Origin of the sequence: Paenibacillus marchantiophytorum (genome assembly GCF_014640555.1) — a bacterium.
GTDB classification, from domain to species: Bacteria; Bacillota; Bacilli; order Paenibacillales; family NBRC-103111; genus Paenibacillus_E; species Paenibacillus_E marchantiophytorum.
Genome location: NZ_BMHE01000001.1, coordinates 261,801 through 279,546, shown reverse-complemented (window position 1 = coordinate 279,546; position 17,746 = coordinate 261,801). Strand labels below are relative to the sequence as shown.

Sequence of the window (17,746 nt, the reverse complement as noted above, 5' to 3'; positions counted from 1 at the left end):
AACCAGTTGAGAAAAAAGTTATCGATCGTAGGATTGAGCCTACTCATGGGCGTTGTCATCATAACCGGCTGTGGTCAAAAGAAAACGGAGATGGCTGGCCAGTCCTTTGGCAGCATCTCCCAAGCGGGGAACGTGTCAGCAGAGCCTTCTGTCAGCCCTATGGCTGTTTCAGAAGCATCGCCTTCACTATCCCCATCGCCGTCCCCAACACCGAAGACGGAAGTTGAAGCAGTAGCGACGCCAGCTCCAACTCCCAAAATAGCGGATAAGCCTCAAGCGGAGCCGCTTTCGTCGAAAGCCCCCAAAGAGGCAGTTAGGGAAGCTGTACAGGCAACAGAGGCGCCGAAGCAGGAATCCAAGCCTAACCAAGAGAAACCGCTAAGTGACAAACCGAAGGCGGCAATCTCATCCAATTTGATTCACTGGGACCAATTCTTCGATGATGATAAGCAGGATAAGCCGTCCAATGCCTTCTGGGATAAAAGTGGGAAAACCGTGCAGATCAAAGGGTTTATGGGGGAAGTGCTGTCATTCGATAAGCACTGGTTCCTGCTTATTCCGCAGCCAGGCGCGGAATGCCCTTTTGACAATGGGGATGAAACCTACTGGAACAAAATCATGATCGTTTTCGTTCCGGATTCGGTGAAGCTTCGCTATACCTCAGGACCGCTGCTTATCACGGGGAAATTGGATGTTGGCATTAAGCTGGATGAATCAGGCTACAAAACGATGTTCCGCCTCTACGATGCCTCCTTTGAGAAGATCAAGGAATAAAATCACAGCTTATCCAAGGTATAAAAAGCATTGTTTATCGCAAACTAAAAACTGGATTTTACTATAGAAGGTTTTTTAGGAGGGAAAGCAATGAGCAACGTTAACGAGCAGCAAGAGCAGCAAAGTCAACTGCCTGTAGTTAAAAATGAGGATGTTGAATTCGCGGCAGAGTCGGCCGACCAGGATGATTTCGAAGCGGCTGAGCGCGCCCAAGCGGCAGATCACAGACAGGAAGACAACTAAGATGGCGGAGAAAGCGATTCTCGCGTATTTTCACTCCCCGGAGCAGGCCCATGGTGCGGCAGCCAAGCTGAAAGCGTTAAGAGCGGAAGATGTGCAAGTGGATCGTTTTACCAATGATATCGGCCATGGTTTGGAATCTGCGATGGCTGATAGCATGCTGAGCGACAAAGGGGATTTGGGTGCAGTTGGACTTGATATCATCCTTGCGGCAGTGATTGATGACAGCGTGTATGAACAAGCGGTTCGTGTCATAGAGAGCGCTGGCGGCACGATATAGATGACAGCTAGTGCCTAGGAACTTACGAGATATCGCGGAAGTAGCGGGAATAAGCACATTTAGCACGTCTGGCTTGTCTATTTGGTCCCTGAGCTCATAAGTGTAGATGACCTAGCCGCAGGCTGGGTCTTTTCTTTATTGATACGTTTTGGCGTAATCGAGAAGTTACCCAAACTGCCTCGCGAGGAGATAAGGGAACGACATGCCGCAATTTTAGCAAAAAGTGTCGTGATCGCGAGCGGGAGGGAACTACAGTACGCTAATATGGAATAAACAGTCATTATCGCGAGGTTGAGGGAACTGCAGGGCGCTATTTTGCTGTTTGCGGAGAAATTGAAGCGCTTTTCGTGGAAATAAGATCCTGTAGTTCCGCTTCTACCCTAGCATGCCTGCTATTTGTCTAAATAGCGTCCTAGAGTTCTTCTAGTAAGATTTGTCGCTTAAAGAGGCTCATTTCTTAGGGCGGCGAAGCCATTTTCATCATTAGCGGCTACTGCTGCGCTCTTCACTAGGCCGATGCGACTTGAAATAGCTTCAGTTATGCTCGTTCATGATTTGAACAAGCTGATCAGGTGAGTTAGTGATGATGCTGGACACTCCGAGAGTCAACAATTGTCTCATCATGGATTTGTCATTCACCGTCCAGACGTAGACTTCTTTATTATGCAGGGAAGCCTGTTTTATGAACTCTGCATTAACCATGGGGTAGGCGGCAGACACGACATCATAGTCTTGGTTTGTCCAAAGCGAGTCCGGCTCTGATTTCTGACTCACGATGAGCCCTGTTTTAATCTGCGGGTTGAGCTTCTTGACCGTGTGGAGCAAATTAACATCAAAGGATGTGACGGTGCACTGTTTCACAAATCCATGCTTCTGTATAATGGCGACGGTTTTCTCGGCAAGCTGCTTGCCGTGACCGTTATTTTTCATTTCAATATTCAGTTTGATATGGTCTTGTGCGACCTCGATCACTTCATCCAAAGTAGGGACACGTTCGTCCTTAAATTTGGCGTTGTACCAAGATCCGGCATTTGCAGTTTTAAGTTCATCGGATGCAGCTTCCCACATATTTTTATTAAGGCCAGTGGTGCGCAGGGCGTTGTCATCATGCATGACCATAACGGCGCCGTCGGCCGTTTCTTGGACATCGAGCTCCGCATACCCAGCCTTGTCAAGGATGGCTTGTCGGAACGCGCTTAATGTATTTTCGGGCGTGTGAGCCGAACTGCCTCGATGTGCCGTGACCTGACTGTAATTGTCAGCGAGCAAGGTTGTCGTTGTGAAGGGAGCGACGAGTTCGAAGGAGAGAATGACAAGGAAGACAAGGAGCGTTCGGATCATAGTAAAACTCCATTCTGGATTGAAATAGGACTTGCTCATAGCGGGTAGGAATAACTACTTTTTTAAATTATCACGAAGTTATTAAGAAGGTGTTAGGTTTTCGAAAATAGTTTATAGCGCTTTCAAAAAGGTACCTATTTTACCCATGAAGCGAAGTGTAGTACAATAAACATTGTGAAAATAGCCCTATAGGGCTTTTTATAGGCAAAGGTATAACCGACAGGAGGAGCACGAAGAATGCTTTGGCAAGAAGTAACCGTACATACGACAGAAGAAGCAATAGAAATGATTACGAATTTTGTTCATGAATTGGGTGCCGGGGGCGTATCGATTGAGGAATCAGGTACGTTAAACAAAGAGAGAGACACCTCTTTTGGCCAATTGTACGAGACGCCGTTTAACGATATTCCGGAAGGTAGAGCCGTGATTAAAGGTTATTTCTACCATGGTATAGATATGGAACCGCTTATGGCTAATTTGAGGGCGTCCGTAGCACAACTGACCGAGTTCGATATTGATACGGGCAATCCGACTTTCGAACTGCGAGAAGTGGATGATGAAGATTGGGCGCATGCGTGGAAACAGTACTTCAAACCCATTCGGGTAACCGATCGTTTGACGATCAAACCGACATGGGAGGATTACACAGCTTCGCCTGGCGAGTTGATTCTGGAACTTGATCCAGGGATGGCGTTCGGTACGGGGACTCATGCGACAACGTCGTTATGTCTAAAAACATTAGAGAAAGTTATGAAGCCTGGGGACGATGTCATTGATGTTGGAACCGGATCAGGCATTCTGTCCATCGCGGCTGCCAAGTTAGGCGCGAAACATGTGCTGGCTGTAGATTTGGATCCTGTCGCTGTCACTAGCGCGCTGGATAACACCAAACAGAACGAACTGGAAGACAAAATTACGGTAAAATTGAGTGATTTGCTAGGCGTATTGAAAGAAAGTGAAACCGAAGATGCGGCTCAGCTTGGTGTTGCCATTCCAGTGCAACTGGTTGTGGCTAATATTTTGGCCGAAGTGATCGTGCTTTTCGTTGATGATGTGTATGAAGTGCTGGAGCAAGGCGGGTATTACATTACGTCAGGGATTATTGCCAATAAGGAAGCGGATGTAGAAAAAGCGCTGACTGCAGCTAAATTCACAATTGTAGAGAAAAACTATGATTCGAATTGGGTTGTGATCGTAGCTAGAAAGCTGTAGGTGCCACGCTATGGGCGGATTATTATTTTATGATTGGAGTACGCTGCCGTTTGTCATTCTTGTTCTCGTGATTTCCTTTACGGTTCATGAGTTTGCGCATGCGTACAGTGCTTACAAGTTAGGAGATTCCACCGCATACCAGTTCGGAAGAGTTTCCTTGAATCCGATGGTTCATTTGGATTTGTTCGGAACGATCATGCTGTTAATTGCTGGATTTGGTTGGGCGAAGCCTGTTCCGGTCAATCGCGCTAATTTCAAGAATCCTCGTTTGATGGGGATTATCGTAACGGCAGCAGGACCGATAAGCAACTTGATTTTGGCATTTATCACGATATTTGTTGCTGTCTTGCTACAAAAGTATGGCTGGTTGGAAGGCATATCCAGTGGAAGTTTGAAAGCGATTATTCTTTTTTTAAAATTGATGTTAAGTATTAATATCACTTTGTTTCTATTTAACTTGATTCCAATCCCGCCATTAGATGGCTACCGGATTATTCAAGATTTAGTCGATCTGAGATATAGTGAATCCTTGCAAAAGTTTGAGCAGTGGGCATCCGTTATTTTTCTGCTGGTTGTGTTTGTAAGACCTCTGCGACAAGTGACGCTGGATCCCTATTTAAGCTTAGGTTCGGATATTATTCGGTTATTATCAATGCCCATTAATTGGATTCTAGGTATGTAAGCTCACAATAACCCAAGGTAGATTTTCATGACCAAAAAAGGTATGATGGTGAGTGGAACTTTCCATTAATCACAGACATGAACGTAGATAGAGAGGCTTTAACTATGCAGCGATATTTTCTCCCGCCTGAGCAGTTTCATCTGACGACACAGACCGTCACCATCGAGGGCGACGACGCCCATCATTTGGCGAGAGTCATGCGCGCAGAAATCGGCGACAAAGTTATATGCAGCAATGGTGTGGACCGTGAGGTGCTTGTGCGTATTGCGGAGCTGGACAAAGGACGCGTTACTGCGGAAATTGTGGAAGAGCTGACGATGGACGCGGAAGCGGCCGTTCAGGTGTGGATTGCGCAGAGCTTGCCGAAAGGCGACAAGATGGAAGTGATTATTCAAAAAGGGACCGAGATCGGGGCAGCCCGGTTTCTTCCTTTTTTATCGGATCGAACGATTGTGCAGTATGATGCCAAGAAAGAAGCCAAGCGTTCTGAACGTTGGCAAAAAATTGCCAAGGAAGCTGCCGAACAAGCGCATCGGAATCGCGTTCCGCAAGTCGAGTCGGTGCATTCTTGGAAGCAACTGCTGCAGCGGGCGAAAGAAGCCGATGTGGCTTGGATTTGTTACGAGAAAGAAGATGGACAGCAACTAAGGCCGGCCATTCAACAGGCGCTAGCCCAAGGTAAATTGGGACCAGGACAACAAGTCGTGATCGCAGTAGGGCCGGAAGGCGGATTTACCGAACAGGAAATCGTGCAAGCTGAAGAGGCAGGATTTCAATCGGTGTCGCTGGGATCACGTATTTTACGCACGGAGACTGCTGCGATGGTAGGACTTACGTGTCTTTTCTATGAAACCGGAGAGATGGGAGGATAAGCGTTATGGCAACGGTAGCGTTTCATACATTAGGATGCAAAGTGAATTTCTATGATACAGAGGCCATTTGGCAGTTATTCAAAAATGAGGGTTATGAGCAGGTTGACTTCGAACAGACCGCGGATGTGTATGTCGTTAACACATGTACCGTTACAAATACAGGGGACAAGAAGAGCAGACAGATGATTCGTCGGGCAATTCGCCGGAATCCGGAAGCGATTGTTGCGGTAACTGGCTGTTATGCACAAACGTCACCTGCGGAAATTATGGCGATTCCGGGCGTAGATATGGTCATTGGGACACAGGATCGCGAGAAAATTCTTCCCTTGATCAAGCAATTCGAGCAGGATCGTCAGCCGATTAATGCGGTTCGCAATATCATGAAAACACGGCAGTTTGAGGAATTGGATGTCCCTGATTTCGCAGATCGGACGAGGGCGTTTCTGAAAATTCAAGAAGGCTGCAACAATTTCTGCACCTTCTGCATTATTCCATGGTCGCGGGGCCTGATGCGCAGCCGTGAGCCGCAAAGCGTCATAGCGCAAGCTAGACAGTTAGTGGCGGCAGGATATCAGGAGATCGTCCTGACGGGTATCCATACGGGCGGTTATGGCGAAGATATTGAGGATTACAGCTTGGCGAAACTGCTGTGGGATCTGGATAAAGTCGAAGGATTGAAACGAATTCGAATTTCGTCCATCGAAGCCAGCCAAATCACAGATGAAGTCATTGAAGTTTTGAAGTCGTCTGACAAAATGTGCCGTCATCTGCATATCCCGCTGCAAGCTGGGGATGACCAAGTTCTGGCTCGGATGCGCAGAAAATATACAACGGCTGAATTTGCCGGGAAAATTGAGCGTCTGCACGAAATTATGCCGGATGTTGCGATTACAACGGACGTCATTGTCGGGTTCCCCGGCGAGACAGAGGAAATGTTCCGCGAGGGCTTAGCCTTCATGGAGCGTATGAAATTCTCTGAGATGCATGTATTCCCTTATTCCAAGCGGACAGGCACGCCTGCTGCGCGCATGGAAGATCAAGTAGATGAAGAGCTGAAGAATGTGCGCGTTCATGAGTTGATTGATCTTTCAGAGAAGATGCAGTTGGCTTATGCGCAGAAATTCGTGGGTGACGTGCTGGAAGTTATCCCTGAACGTGCTTACAAAGGTGCTCCTGACAGCGGTTTATACAGCGGATACTCGGATAATTATGTTCAGTTGGTATTCGAGGGTTCTGAAGACATGATCGGCCAAGTATGCCGAGTGAAAGTGACAGAAGCCGGTGTTAATGAAAGCAAGGGGCAGTTGGTTCGTGTGATGGAAACAGCTGCAGTTGTTAATTTTTAAAATATTTTCAGCGATAAAACCTACCTCTAAGCGTGGTCGCTCATTCCCGAATGACTACGATAGAGGTTTTCTACTTGAAGGATGCCCCCTAATCAAACCAAAATACGTAAAGAGGTGCTTTTCTATGGCTACATTAAGCGCAAAGGAAATTGCGAAATATATTGATCATACGTTGTTAAAACCGAACGCAAGTTCAGCTGCCATTCATACATTGTGCGAGGAAGCAGCGCAGCATCAATTTTTTAGCGTTTGTGTAAATTCACAGTTCGTCGCGACAGCTGCCAAAGCGCTCGAAGGCACAGGAGTGAAAGTCGCTGCTGTTGTTGGATTTCCGCTTGGCGCAAGCTTAAGTGAAGTGAAAGCTTACGAAGCGGCCAAAGCTGTGGAAAATGGCGCAGCTGAGATTGACACGGTGCTGCCGATCGGATTATTGCTTGAAGGCCAGCATGACGCTGTTCGCTCTGACATTAAGCAAGTTGTGGATGCAGTAAAAGGCAAAGCCATCGTCAAAGTGATTATGGAAACGGGCTTCCTGAATGATGAGCAGAAAGCCGCAGCATGCCGTTTGTCGGAAGAAGCAGGCGCTCATTTCGTGAAAACATCGACAGGTTTTGGCCCAGGCGGAGCGACTGTGGAAGATGTTCGCTTGATGCGTCACAACGTATCCGATACGATTGGTGTCAAAGCATCCGGTGGCGTAAGAGATTTGCAAACTGCTATCGCGATGATCGAAGCCGGCGCAACAAGATTAGGAACCAGCTCCGGTGTAGCTATTGTGAACGGAACTCAAGGCGCTTCCACATATTAAGATAACAGAGCGGCAGGGCCAGCAAGGAGCAAGCGACATTGAAGATCGTTTGGGATCTGGCGATTTGCTCGGACGCATCATTGGCGAGCAGGGCTGAAAGGCTGACGAGCTGGTGGATAAACGGGTAAAAGAGCACTGCGCCTCCGACATTCAGGAGGATATGCGACCAGGCGACGTATCGTCCGGCGCGTGAGCTGCTCATCCCGGCGATCAGCGCCGTTACACAGGTGCCTACATTGGCACCGATGGTAATGGCAACGCCAAGCTCGACGGGGATGCCTTGCACCGCGGCGAGGCCCATAGCCATCGCAATGACCGCAGCGCTGCTGTGGACTAGCGCGGTGACGACTGCGCCTGCGATGATGCCCCACAGCAGACTGGTTTGCGCTTCCTGCACGAACCAGGCGAAGAGCCCGCGGGACTGCAGCGCAGGCCCGATGGTTTGCATGATCTCGATGCCGAGCAGCACGAGAGCAAAGCCAGAGACCGCCAGCGATCCGTAGCGGATGCTGCGCAGGGGCCCTTGCGTCGCAGAAGGACGCAAGGGTCCGGCAAGCCAGCTGGCGAGCCAGACGCCAGCACTTGCGAGCAGGATCGGCACGCCGATGCCTCCGAGGCTGAGTCCGATCAGCTCGGTGGTGAGGCACGTGCCGATGTTCGTGCCGAGAATGACGCCGAGCGTTCTCGGGAAGGTCAGGACGCCAGCGCCGACGAGGCCGATGGCTATTACGGTAATGGCGGTGCTGCTCTGCAGCGCCGCCGTGAGCACGGTGCCCGTGGCGAGGCCGCGCAGCGGCGTGCGGGTAAATCGCTCCAGCCACAGCTGGAGGCGTGGGCCTGCCCAGGATTGAAGCGCGCTTTCCATCAGCTTCATTCCAAAAAGAAACAAAGCTAAGCCTGTTAACACAGGCACGATAATTGTATTTAACATCGTAGAGGTCTCCTTCGTGAGCGAACTACTTTTTTCAACCAATATATGTGACCGTACAGACAAGCATGACAAGCAAGCTAGCGAGAGTGAACGGGTTCACGCAAAGGACGGCTAAGATCACCATGGCAGTAGTATTTCTATTTAAAAAACGCAAACCTCGTTTGGAGCAAGGTCATCCCTGGGTGTACAAAAGTGAAATCGAACGTGTAGACGGAGAGATTGAGCCAGGGCAACTTGTCCCAGTTCAAACGTATCAAGGGCAATATTTGGCAACAGGTTATTTTAACGAGGCATCGCAAATTACAGTTCGAATCGTCTCCTATAAACCGCTTGAAGCGATGACAACTGAGTTTTTCGTGGAGAGATTCACACGCTGCTACCAGCATCGCTCCCGCTTCGTAAAAGGCGCGCAATCGTATCGATTGGTGTATGGGGAAGCGGACTTTTTACCAGGACTTATCGTTGATAAATTCGAGGACACACTAGTCGTTCAGATTCTGACGATGGGGATGGATCGCTGCAGAGAGCAGATCGTTAATGCTTTAGTTCAAGTCATGAATCCTAAAGGCATCTATGAGCGCAGCGACGTGCCGATCCGTGAGCTTGAAGGGCTGAAACAGACCAAGGGTTTACTTTATGGCGAGTGCTCCAAGCATGTGGATATTTGGGAGAACGGCCTGCGTATTCGTGTCGATATCGAAGAAGGTCAGAAAACCGGCTATTTCTTTGATCAAAGAGAGAATCGAGCAGCAATAGCTCCTTTGATGACAGGATGGGGCCATCGCAGTGGGATCGCTCTGCAAGAAATCGAGGAAAATGGCACTAAACAGACGCTTCCGGTTAACGCCAATGGCAAAGTGGTTACATTCCAGCATTGGGATGGCGCTTCCGTCTTGGAATGCTTCTCCCATACGGGAAGCTTCACGCTCAATGCCTGCAAATTCGGCGCGAAAAAAGTGACGTGCTTGGATATCTCTGAGCATGCCATCGAAAGCGCGAGAACGAATGTGGCTCTGAACGGCTTTGAAGACCGCGTGGAGTTCGTCGTCGCAGATGCTTTTGAATATTTGCGCACACAGGTCAAAGGTCTAGATGAGCGCAAAGTTCGTGCTAACGCCGGCAGCGGGAGTGGGGCAGCCAAAGTGGACACATCAAAACCAGTTGCCGCTGGTGGCCGCACTTGGGATGTCGTCATCCTGGATCCGCCGGCTTTCGCCAAAACGAAAAGCGCCGTCGAAGGCGCGTGCCGCGGCTACAAAGATATTAACTTGCACGGTATGAAGCTAGTGAATGAAGGCGGCTATCTGGTCACCGCTAGCTGCTCGTATCACATGCATCCTGAATTGTTTCTGGAGACGATTCATGCGGCTGCAACAGATGCAGGCAAACTCTTGCGCCTCATCGAATTCCGCGAAGCCGGTATGGATCATCCCCGTATCCTCGGTGTGGATGAGGGACATTATTTGAAATTCGCGATCTTTGAGGTGCGGAGCAAATAATCGCCAGCTCCGGCTGAAAGAGGAACCACGATACGCTATATCTCTGCCGCTGAGCTTATTTACCCCTTTCATAAATCGCATTCGCATTTAGATAGCTGCTGCCAACTCAATTCAATGAGAAGGCTGCAGCTTTTTGGTCTGCAAGCCCATCATCTGCCACGCCTCTTTTCTACCAAAAGTATGATAGAATAGGAAAGATAGAGAAGTAACAATGAGGAGGCCCTGTATGTCTATTCGATTCGTAATCGGCAGAGCCGGTAGTGGCAAAAGTGAACGTTGCTTAATAGAAATGAAGCAGCAGTTGGCAGCGGAGCCTGAGGGCGATCCGCTCGTTTTATTGGTGCCTGAGCAGGCAACTTTTCAAGCGGAGCATGCGTTAGTCTCAGATCCTGGGATTCGCGGGATGATTCGCGCCCAAGTGTTAAGTTTTCACCGACTCGCGTGGCGGGTCATGCAGGAAGAGGGCGGTACAGCCAGGCTGCCGATTGATGATACGGGTAAGAAACTGCTGTTAACGAGCATTTTACATAAATACAAAGAAAAGCTTCGACTGTTTGGACATTCGGCTGAACAGATGGGTTTTGTGGACAGACTCAATCAACTTTTTACGGAAATGAAGCGCTATTGCGTCACAGCTGAGCAGCTAACGAATCATGAAAATAAACGCGCAGCAGCACTTGGAGAAAGTGGGTTGCTGCGGGATAAAATGCATGATATTCAACTGGTTTATCGCCAGTTTGAAGCGGAATTAGCACGTCAATATCTGGATGGCGAGGATTATCTGACACTGCTTGCTGAGCAGATTCCGAACTCGGCCTATTTGAAGTCAGCTTCGATCTGGATTGACGGCTTTCATGGTTTCACACCCCAGGAGTTTGCTGTTCTTGGTGCGTTATTTGCCAATTGCAAGCAGGTGACCGTGACGCTTTGTGTGGACCGTGAATTGCAGGCTGGTGATACACCGGATGAGCTGGATCTCTTTCATCCGACGGCAACAACGATGGTCCGCATGCAGAATCTCATTTGGCAATTAGGCCTAGAAGCGGCTGAGGTACATCATCTGGCCCCAGAGAATTCCCCGCGATATGAGGATAGCCCGGCACTTGGTTATTTGGAGCGTCATTTCGACCGCCGAATTGGCGGGGCCGCCCATCGTTACCAACCAGCAGCACTGGAGAAGTTAAGCGATCAACTTGTCATCAAAGAAGCGGTGCATCGCCGTGCAGAAGTAGAAGGCGCAATCCGCGACATGCTGCAGCTCGTCCGCGAGCAAGGTGTTCGCTGGCGGGAGATTGCCGTCATGGTGCGCAATATGGAAGGCTATCAGGACTTGTTAAGAGCGATTCTGACGGACCATGAGATTCCTCACTTTTTTGACCAGAAGAGGTCAGTCCTGCATCACCCGTTGGTTGAATTTATTCGTTCAGCGCTGGAAGTTGTGCTCCATAATTGGCACTACGATGCGGTATTTCGCTGTGTCAAAACCGACCTTTTAATTCCGGGAGAGGCAGCCTACCAGCGAACAGAACTGGATAAACTCGAGAATTATGTGCTGGCGTTCGGTATTCAAGGATATCGCTGGACAGATGGCAAGCCTTGGACATTTAAGTTTCGAGCCAACTTGGAGCAAGCGGAAGATCAACTGCAGGAGCCAACTGAAGAGCTGGATGCGCTGAATACGAGCAAATCATGGATTGTAAGACCTCTGCTTGCTTTTGCCAAACGTTTGCAGCAGGCCAAATCGGTTAGAGATCAAGTCACTGCGTTGTATGATTTGCTGGTAATGGTGCAAGCACCGGAGAAGCTGGAGGCATGGAGTCAGCAAGCTATCCATGCAGGCAAACCGGAAAAAGCCCGCGAGCATGGCCAAATGTGGGACAGCGTGATGGACATGCTGGATCAACTGGTGGAGACGATGGGTGAGGATGACCTGTCTTTGGAACTGTTTAACGGTCTTATTGAGACTGGGATGGAAAGTATGAAGCTTGGACTGGTTCCGCCTTCGATGGATCAATTGTTAATCGGAAGCATGGACCGAACGCGCTCCAGCGGTATCCGATACGCCTACATACTTGGTGTGAATGATGGGGTAATTCCGGCTCAAATGGCAGAAAAAGGTGTTCTGACGGAAGCGGAAAGAACCGTTCTGACAGACTCTGGATTACCGATGGCAGACGGCAGCCGCCGCAAGCTGCTTGATGAGCAGTTTATTGTCTACACCTCTTTAATGGTGCCAGGCAAAAGGTTGTGGATGAGCTATCCGCTAGCCGATGAAGAGGGGAAATCGCTGCTGCCTTCGGAGCTTATCAAGCAGATTCGCCAGCTTTTCCCAGGGACAGAAGCACCGCTCTTGCTTGCGGAGCCATCCAATGAAACGCCAGCGCAGGAGCAAGCTGCTTACATTGCCCATCCGAATCAAACGATTTCCTATCTGGCAGTCCGCATGAAGCACTGGATGCTGGGAGGGCGAATCGATGACCTCTGGTGGGAGACGTATAATTGGTACGCGAATAAGCCGATCTGGCACATGAAACTGCAATCCGTCGTTCAGGCTTTGCAATATACGAATAAAGAAAAGGGTCTTAGTCCCCGAACTAGCAAATTACTGTATGGTCAAAATTTACGGGCGAGTGTTTCCAGGATGGAGAAGTATGTGGCCTGTCCATTCTCGCATTTTGTATCCCATGGGTTAAGGCTCCAAGAAAGAAGAGTGTATCGGCTTGATGCTCCAGACATTGGACAGCTGTTCCACGCGGCATTGAATCAATTTGTGCAAAAGCTTCAGCAGGATCAACTCGATTGGGGTTCGTTGACGGCTGAACAGTGCATGGAGCGTTCCGCTCAGGTGGTGGATGAGCTTGCGCCAAGGCTGCAAGGCGAAATCTTGCTCAGTTCCAGCCGATATGCCTATATTGCTAGGAAATTGAAACAGGTTGTAGGCAGAGCGGCTGTCGTGCTTGGCGAACATGCGAAGCATGGGCAGTTTGAACCGTTAGGTCTAGAAATTGATTTTGGACCAGGCAAAGAATTGCCGCCACTTACCTTCGAACTGGAAAATGGCTGTACGATGGAAATTATCGGACGAATTGACCGAGTTGATCGCGCAGAAGGCGAGCAGGGTGTTCTTTTGCGGGTGATTGATTATAAATCGAGTTCAACTTCTTTGCAGTTATCTGAAGTGTATTATGGACTGTCGCTACAGATGCTGACGTATCTGGACGTTATTATTACGCATGCGGAGCAGTGGCTGGGGATTGCGGCCAAGCCGGCAGGCGTCCTGTATTTCCATGTACATAATCCGATGCTGCAGCAAAAAAATGCGCTCGATCTGGATCAAATTGAAAAAGAACTGCGCAAACGGTATAAAATGAAAGGCTTAATTACCGCGGACGCGGAAGTTGCCGGTTTGATGGATGATGAATTGCTGAAAAGCGCGGGCCACTCGCAGTTGATTCCGGTTGCCTTGAAGAAAGACGGCAGCTTCTATTCGACTTCGTCAGTCGCTACAGATGAACAGTGGGACACACTCCGCAAATATGTGCGCAAACAAGTAAAGCAGATCGGCACGGATATCACAGATGGTCACGTGGACATCAATCCTTACCGTTTGGGCAAAAAGACCGCTTGTCTGCACTGCTCTTATAAATCGATTTGTCAGTTCGACCCCTTGTTTGAGGGCAATGAAGTTCACGTATTGAAACCGCGGGCCAAAGACCAGCTCTGGTCCGAGCTGGCACATAATGTCAAGGCCTAATCAAGCCGGAAAGGAGATCTCTTCATGAATAAACAACAGCCTAAGCCTCCCGGAAGTACATGGACAGACGATCAATGGGACGCCATTACACTAAAGGGTCAAAATATGTTGGTCGCCGCAGCTGCGGGTTCCGGTAAAACAGCCGTCCTCGTGGAGCGGATTATCCGCCGAATTTCGGATGAATGGGAGCCTGTGGACGTGGATCGGCTGCTTGTCGCAACCTTCACCAAAGCGGCCGCTTCGGAGATGAAGCATCGGATTCGCGAGGCGCTGGAGAAAGAATTGATGAAGCAGCCGCATTCGCAGCACCTGCGCAAGCAGCTCGCCTTAATGGGGCGCGCTTCGATTACGACACTGCACTCCTTCTGTTTGGAAGTCGTGCAGCGCTACTTCAGTCTCATTCGTTTGGATCCCGGCTTCCGGATCGCGAATGAAACGGAAGCTGAGCTGTTGCGCCAAGACTTGCTTGGCGACATGCTCGAGGAATATTACGCCGCAAGCGGAGAGAACAGCGCCTTCTGGCGGCTGGTCGATTCGTTCAGCGGCGAGCGCAACGACGACGCCATCATGCAGCTTATTCAGAAGCTGTATGATGTGTCGCGCAGTCATCCGTGGCCGGAGCATTGGCTAAGGGCTACGGCTTCGATGTTTGGTCCTCCTGCGCCGAAGATGCAGGAGGGAATGGATGAAAATGCCTCCATCTTCGAAGAGGCACTGCCTTACGTTGCGGCTGCCGCTGCGCCGGTCGATTATTCACGCTGGGAGCAGAGTCTGATTCGCGACCTGACGCTCGATTTGGAAGGCGCTGCGGACTTGCTGCGTCAAGCGGTCGTCATTGCGGAATCGCCTGGCGGGCCGGCCCCGTATTTGGACAACTTGCATGAGGATTTATTGCTCGTGAATAATTTACTCGAAACAACCACCTATCCATGGGATGTTCTGTATCGAGGTTTTCAAACCGTTGAGTTCGGGAAGCTCAAAGCTTGCCGAGGCGATGATTACGACAAAGGCATGCAAGAGGAAGTCAAGGAACTTCGCAACAAAGCCAAGGACCAAATCAATACGATCCAGGAAGAACTGTTCGGCCGAACTCCGGAACAATTTCATCAGGAGATTGCTGAGATGGCGCCGCTGCTGCATACGCTGGTAGACTTGGTGGTTGATTTCGGAGAACGATACCAAGTAGGCAAGCGAGCTAAAGGCTTAATTGATTTTGCCGATTTGGAGCATTATTGTCTGCAAATTCTAAGTGCTCCGGGTTCAATACCGGGAGAACTTGTTCCTTCTGAAGCGGCTAACTCGTATCGGCAGCAATTTGTGGAAGTACTTTTGGATGAGTATCAAGATACGAATCGCGTGCAGGAAGCGATTGTTGAATTAATTTCGCAGGTGAAGCCAGGCAACCGATTTATGGTGGGCGATGTGAAACAAAGTATTTATCGGTTCCGCCTTGCTGAGCCAGGACTTTTTCTGGAGAAATACAAGGCTTACCGTTCCAATAAAGCTGAACCTACGTTAAACACATCCCTGGGTGGGCGCATCGATTTGGCACGGAACTTTCGGAGCCGTCTGCAAGTGGTTGATGCGGTGAATTTTCTGTTCAAACAAATTATGAATGAATCTGTCGGTGAAATCGCCTATGACGAGCGGGCAGAACTTGTATACGGAGCGGGATACCCGCCATCTGCCTCGGATTGCTCGGTCGAAATGCTGCTTATTGACCGCGCAGCGGATGCACCCGATAAGACGGAATCGTACCCTTCGGCAGATGAGGATGATGAGCTGAATGCGGACTTGGGAGCTCAGGGGGAAGCGATGCTTCCAGACCCTGTTCTGGAAGCGCAAGAGCTTGAAACAGCCCAACTGGAAGCCCGAACCATCGCGCGGCAAATTAGAGGTTTGTTGGGTGCGGGAGGACAGGAAGTTTTTCAGGTTTTTGATAAAAGAACCGGAGGAGATCGGCCTGCTACGTACCGGGACATCGTGATTCTGCTGCGGGCAACACAGATGTGGTCACCGATTCTCATCGAGGAGCTCAAAAAGCAGGGGATACCCGCGTATGCGGAGCTAAGCACGGGCTATTTTTCAGCAACGGAAGTGGAAGTGATGCTTTCGTTATTGAAGGTCATCGACAACCCTTATCAGGATGTCCCATTAGCAGCGGTACTTCGATCGCCAGTTGTTCAATTAACGGCTGAAGATCTGGCGCGAATTCGTGTCTCAGACAAAACGTTGCCATTTTATGAGTCTGTTCTACAACTGGTTAGCGGTGAAAGGCTGCCTGGTAATGAAGCCTTATTCGAGAAGCTAAGTTATTTCTTGACCTTACTGGAGAAATGGCGCAATGAGGCAAGACAAGGCTCGTTGGCCGATTTAATCTGGCTGATTTATCGAGAAACGGGCTACTACGATTTTGCTGGCGGTTTGCCGGGAGGCATGCAAAGGCAAGCGAACTTGAGGGCGCTGTATGACCGGGCTCGGCAATATGAAAGCACCTCCTTGCGCGGATTATTTCGATTCCTGCGGTTTATTGAACGTATGAAAGAAAGCGGCGGCGATCTGGGAACAGCGCGAGCGCTTGGCGAGCAAGAGGATGTTGTGCGGATTATGTCTATTCACAAAAGTAAAGGGCTGGAATTCCCTGTTGTATTCGTCGCTGGCATGGCCAAAATGTTTAATCAGCGAGATTTAAATGAGGCGTTTCTGCTGCACAAAGAGCTTGGTTTTGGGCCGCGCTTTGTCGATACCACACTGCGGGTCAGTTATCCGACATTGCCTTCGCTGGCGATCAAGAGACGCATGAAGTTGGAACTTTTGGCCGAAGAAATGCGAGTTCTGTATGTCGCCCTAACCAGAGCGAGAGAGAAGCTTTATTTGCTGGGAACGGTGAAATCGCTCGATAAACTGCTGCGTGGCTGGGGACGTCATCTTGCCAGAACAGAATGGTATTTGCCTGACTTTGAACTGGCCAAAGCCAAAAGCTATCTGGACTGGGTAGGTCCAGCACTGCTCCGTCACCCGGACAGCACGCTATGGAGAGAGCGGCTAGGGATTAGCGAGGCCTCCTCCGGTGTGCGGCTTCTAGCTGATTCTTCCAGGTGGAAACTTACGGTTATTGTTCCTGAGGACTTGCAGGACGTTGAATCGCTGGTAGAAGAGAGCTACATTCCCGACGCGAGTTGGATAGAGAGTATCCGTCAGCTGCAGCCTGTGGCTGCATCAGGAGTTTGGAAAAGTTGGTTGGACGACAAGCTTTCCTGGGATTATGCCTACCCGGATGCTCCCAAACTCTTTGCCAAAACAACGGTTTCCGAAATCAAAAGGTTGTCGGAGATGAATCGGATTGCCGATGAAATGGAGCTTCCTTTTGGCGGCGATGTGGCATCATTGGAAGGGGAGGCCGCTGTGGTAGGAACCAGGAAAACGGCTTCTACCTTGTGGCGCAGACCTAGGTTTATGGAAGAAAAGAAGCTGACCGCAGCCGAGAAAGGAACGATTGTTCATGCGGTCATGCAGAACCTGTCTTTGCAGGAAGCGCCAACAGAGGCTAGTATTCGAGCTACTTTAGCGGAGATGCTCGACAAGATGACGTTAACTTGGGAGCAGAGTGAAGTTGTAGATATTCCTGTTATGCTGCAATTTTTCCAGACGGAGATTGGAAAACGGATGGTCCAGGCTGCGAATGTGCAGCGTGAGGTGCCGTTCAGCTATGGGTTGCCTGCTGAGGAAGTGTATACCGGCATTGATCGTTCCACGACAGGTGAGACCGTATTAATCCAAGGGGTTATCGATTGTTTATTTGAAGATGAACTCGGGCTTGTGCTTGTTGATTATAAAACGGATGCCGTGAAGGGCAGCAGTGATGCGGAGCTTCAAATGCGTTATGAGAAGCAAATATCGCTGTATTCGCGGGCTGTTGAACATATCTGGAAGCGGCCGTTAAGCGGCAAGTTCCTGTATTTCTTTGACGGGGCCAAATTGCTGGAGATGTAGAGCGGGGGTTGAGG

Annotated in this window: 13 protein-coding genes; 11 read left to right on the top strand and 2 right to left on the bottom strand. The window is 49.7% G+C overall.

Annotated elements, in window-relative coordinates:
- Window positions 1–6 precede the first annotated feature (6 nt).
- From IEY34_RS01270 to IEY34_RS01260, 3 genes are all read left to right on the top strand, one after another.
- Window positions 7–774, top strand: a complete 768-nt coding sequence (locus IEY34_RS01270) for a hypothetical protein (protein ID WP_189006452.1) — start codon at window positions 7–9, stop codon at window positions 772–774.
- A 90-nt stretch (window positions 775–864) separates the two neighbouring features.
- Entirely contained in the window at window positions 865–1,017 is a 153-nt protein-coding gene (locus IEY34_RS01265) for a YfhD family protein (protein WP_189006450.1), read from the top strand.
- A gap of 1 nt (window position 1,018) precedes the next feature.
- Window positions 1,019–1,294, top strand: a complete 276-nt coding sequence (locus IEY34_RS01260; RefSeq protein WP_189006449.1) for a hypothetical protein — start codon at window positions 1,019–1,021, stop codon at window positions 1,292–1,294.
- Between the two features lie 534 nt (window positions 1,295–1,828).
- Here IEY34_RS01260 and IEY34_RS01255 read toward each other — a convergent pair.
- On the bottom strand, window positions 1,829–2,635 hold the full coding sequence (locus tag IEY34_RS01255) for a glycerophosphodiester phosphodiesterase (protein ID WP_189006446.1): 807 nt from the start codon (window positions 2,633–2,635) through the stop codon (window positions 1,829–1,831).
- A 237-nt stretch (window positions 2,636–2,872) separates the two neighbouring features.
- Here IEY34_RS01255 and prmA point away from each other — a divergent pair, with 237 nt between their 5' ends.
- The 5 genes from prmA (at window position 2,873) to deoC (ending at window position 7,555) form a co-directional block, all read left to right on the top strand.
- On the top strand, window positions 2,873–3,847 hold the full coding sequence (prmA, locus tag IEY34_RS01250) for a 50S ribosomal protein L11 methyltransferase (RefSeq protein ID WP_189006443.1): 975 nt from the start codon (window positions 2,873–2,875) through the stop codon (window positions 3,845–3,847).
- Between the two features lie 10 nt (window positions 3,848–3,857).
- Window positions 3,858–4,529 carry a site-2 protease family protein gene (locus IEY34_RS01245; RefSeq protein ID WP_189006440.1) on the top strand — a complete coding sequence of 224 codons (672 nt, stop codon included), beginning with the start codon at window positions 3,858–3,860 and terminating at the stop codon, window positions 4,527–4,529.
- 104 nt (window positions 4,530–4,633) lie between these two features.
- Entirely contained in the window at window positions 4,634–5,401 is a 768-nt protein-coding gene (locus IEY34_RS01240) for a 16S rRNA (uracil(1498)-N(3))-methyltransferase (RefSeq protein ID WP_189006437.1), read from the top strand.
- A 5-nt stretch (window positions 5,402–5,406) separates the two neighbouring features.
- The gene (gene mtaB / locus IEY34_RS01235) at window positions 5,407–6,747 is read left to right on the top strand and encodes a tRNA (N(6)-L-threonylcarbamoyladenosine(37)-C(2))-methylthiotransferase MtaB (protein WP_189006434.1); all 1,341 of its coding nucleotides are present in this window, start codon (window positions 5,407–5,409) and stop codon (window positions 6,745–6,747) included.
- 124 nt (window positions 6,748–6,871) lie between these two features.
- The gene (gene deoC / locus IEY34_RS01230; RefSeq protein ID WP_189006431.1) at window positions 6,872–7,555 is read left to right on the top strand and encodes a deoxyribose-phosphate aldolase; all 684 of its coding nucleotides are present in this window, start codon (window positions 6,872–6,874) and stop codon (window positions 7,553–7,555) included.
- On the opposite strand, the gene IEY34_RS01225 is transcribed toward deoC, so the two are convergent.
- Window positions 7,518–8,486, bottom strand: coding sequence for a Na/Pi cotransporter family protein (locus tag IEY34_RS01225; RefSeq protein ID WP_189006428.1), 969 nt, complete (start codon window positions 8,484–8,486; stop codon window positions 7,518–7,520). The two genes, deoC and IEY34_RS01225, sit on opposite strands and share 38 nt — an antisense overlap.
- Before the next feature lie 122 nt (window positions 8,487–8,608).
- On the opposite strand from IEY34_RS01225, the gene IEY34_RS01220 reads away from it, so the two are divergent.
- The 3 genes from IEY34_RS01220 (at window position 8,609) to addA (ending at window position 17,732) form a co-directional block, all read left to right on the top strand.
- A complete protein-coding gene (locus IEY34_RS01220; RefSeq protein ID WP_189006425.1) occupies window positions 8,609–9,985 on the top strand; it encodes a class I SAM-dependent rRNA methyltransferase in 1,377 nt (458 codons plus the stop codon).
- Window positions 9,986–10,211: 226 nt separating this feature from the next.
- Window positions 10,212–13,739 carry a helicase-exonuclease AddAB subunit AddB gene (addB, locus tag IEY34_RS01215; RefSeq protein ID WP_189006422.1) on the top strand — a complete coding sequence of 1,176 codons (3,528 nt, stop codon included), beginning with the start codon at window positions 10,212–10,214 and terminating at the stop codon, window positions 13,737–13,739.
- Window positions 13,740–13,763: 24 nt separating this feature from the next.
- Window positions 13,764–17,732 (top strand): helicase-exonuclease AddAB subunit AddA, encoded by a 3,969-nt coding sequence (gene addA, locus IEY34_RS01210; RefSeq protein ID WP_189006419.1) that lies wholly within the window; start codon window positions 13,764–13,766, stop codon window positions 17,730–17,732.
- The last annotated feature ends 14 nt before the right edge of the window (window positions 17,733–17,746 follow it).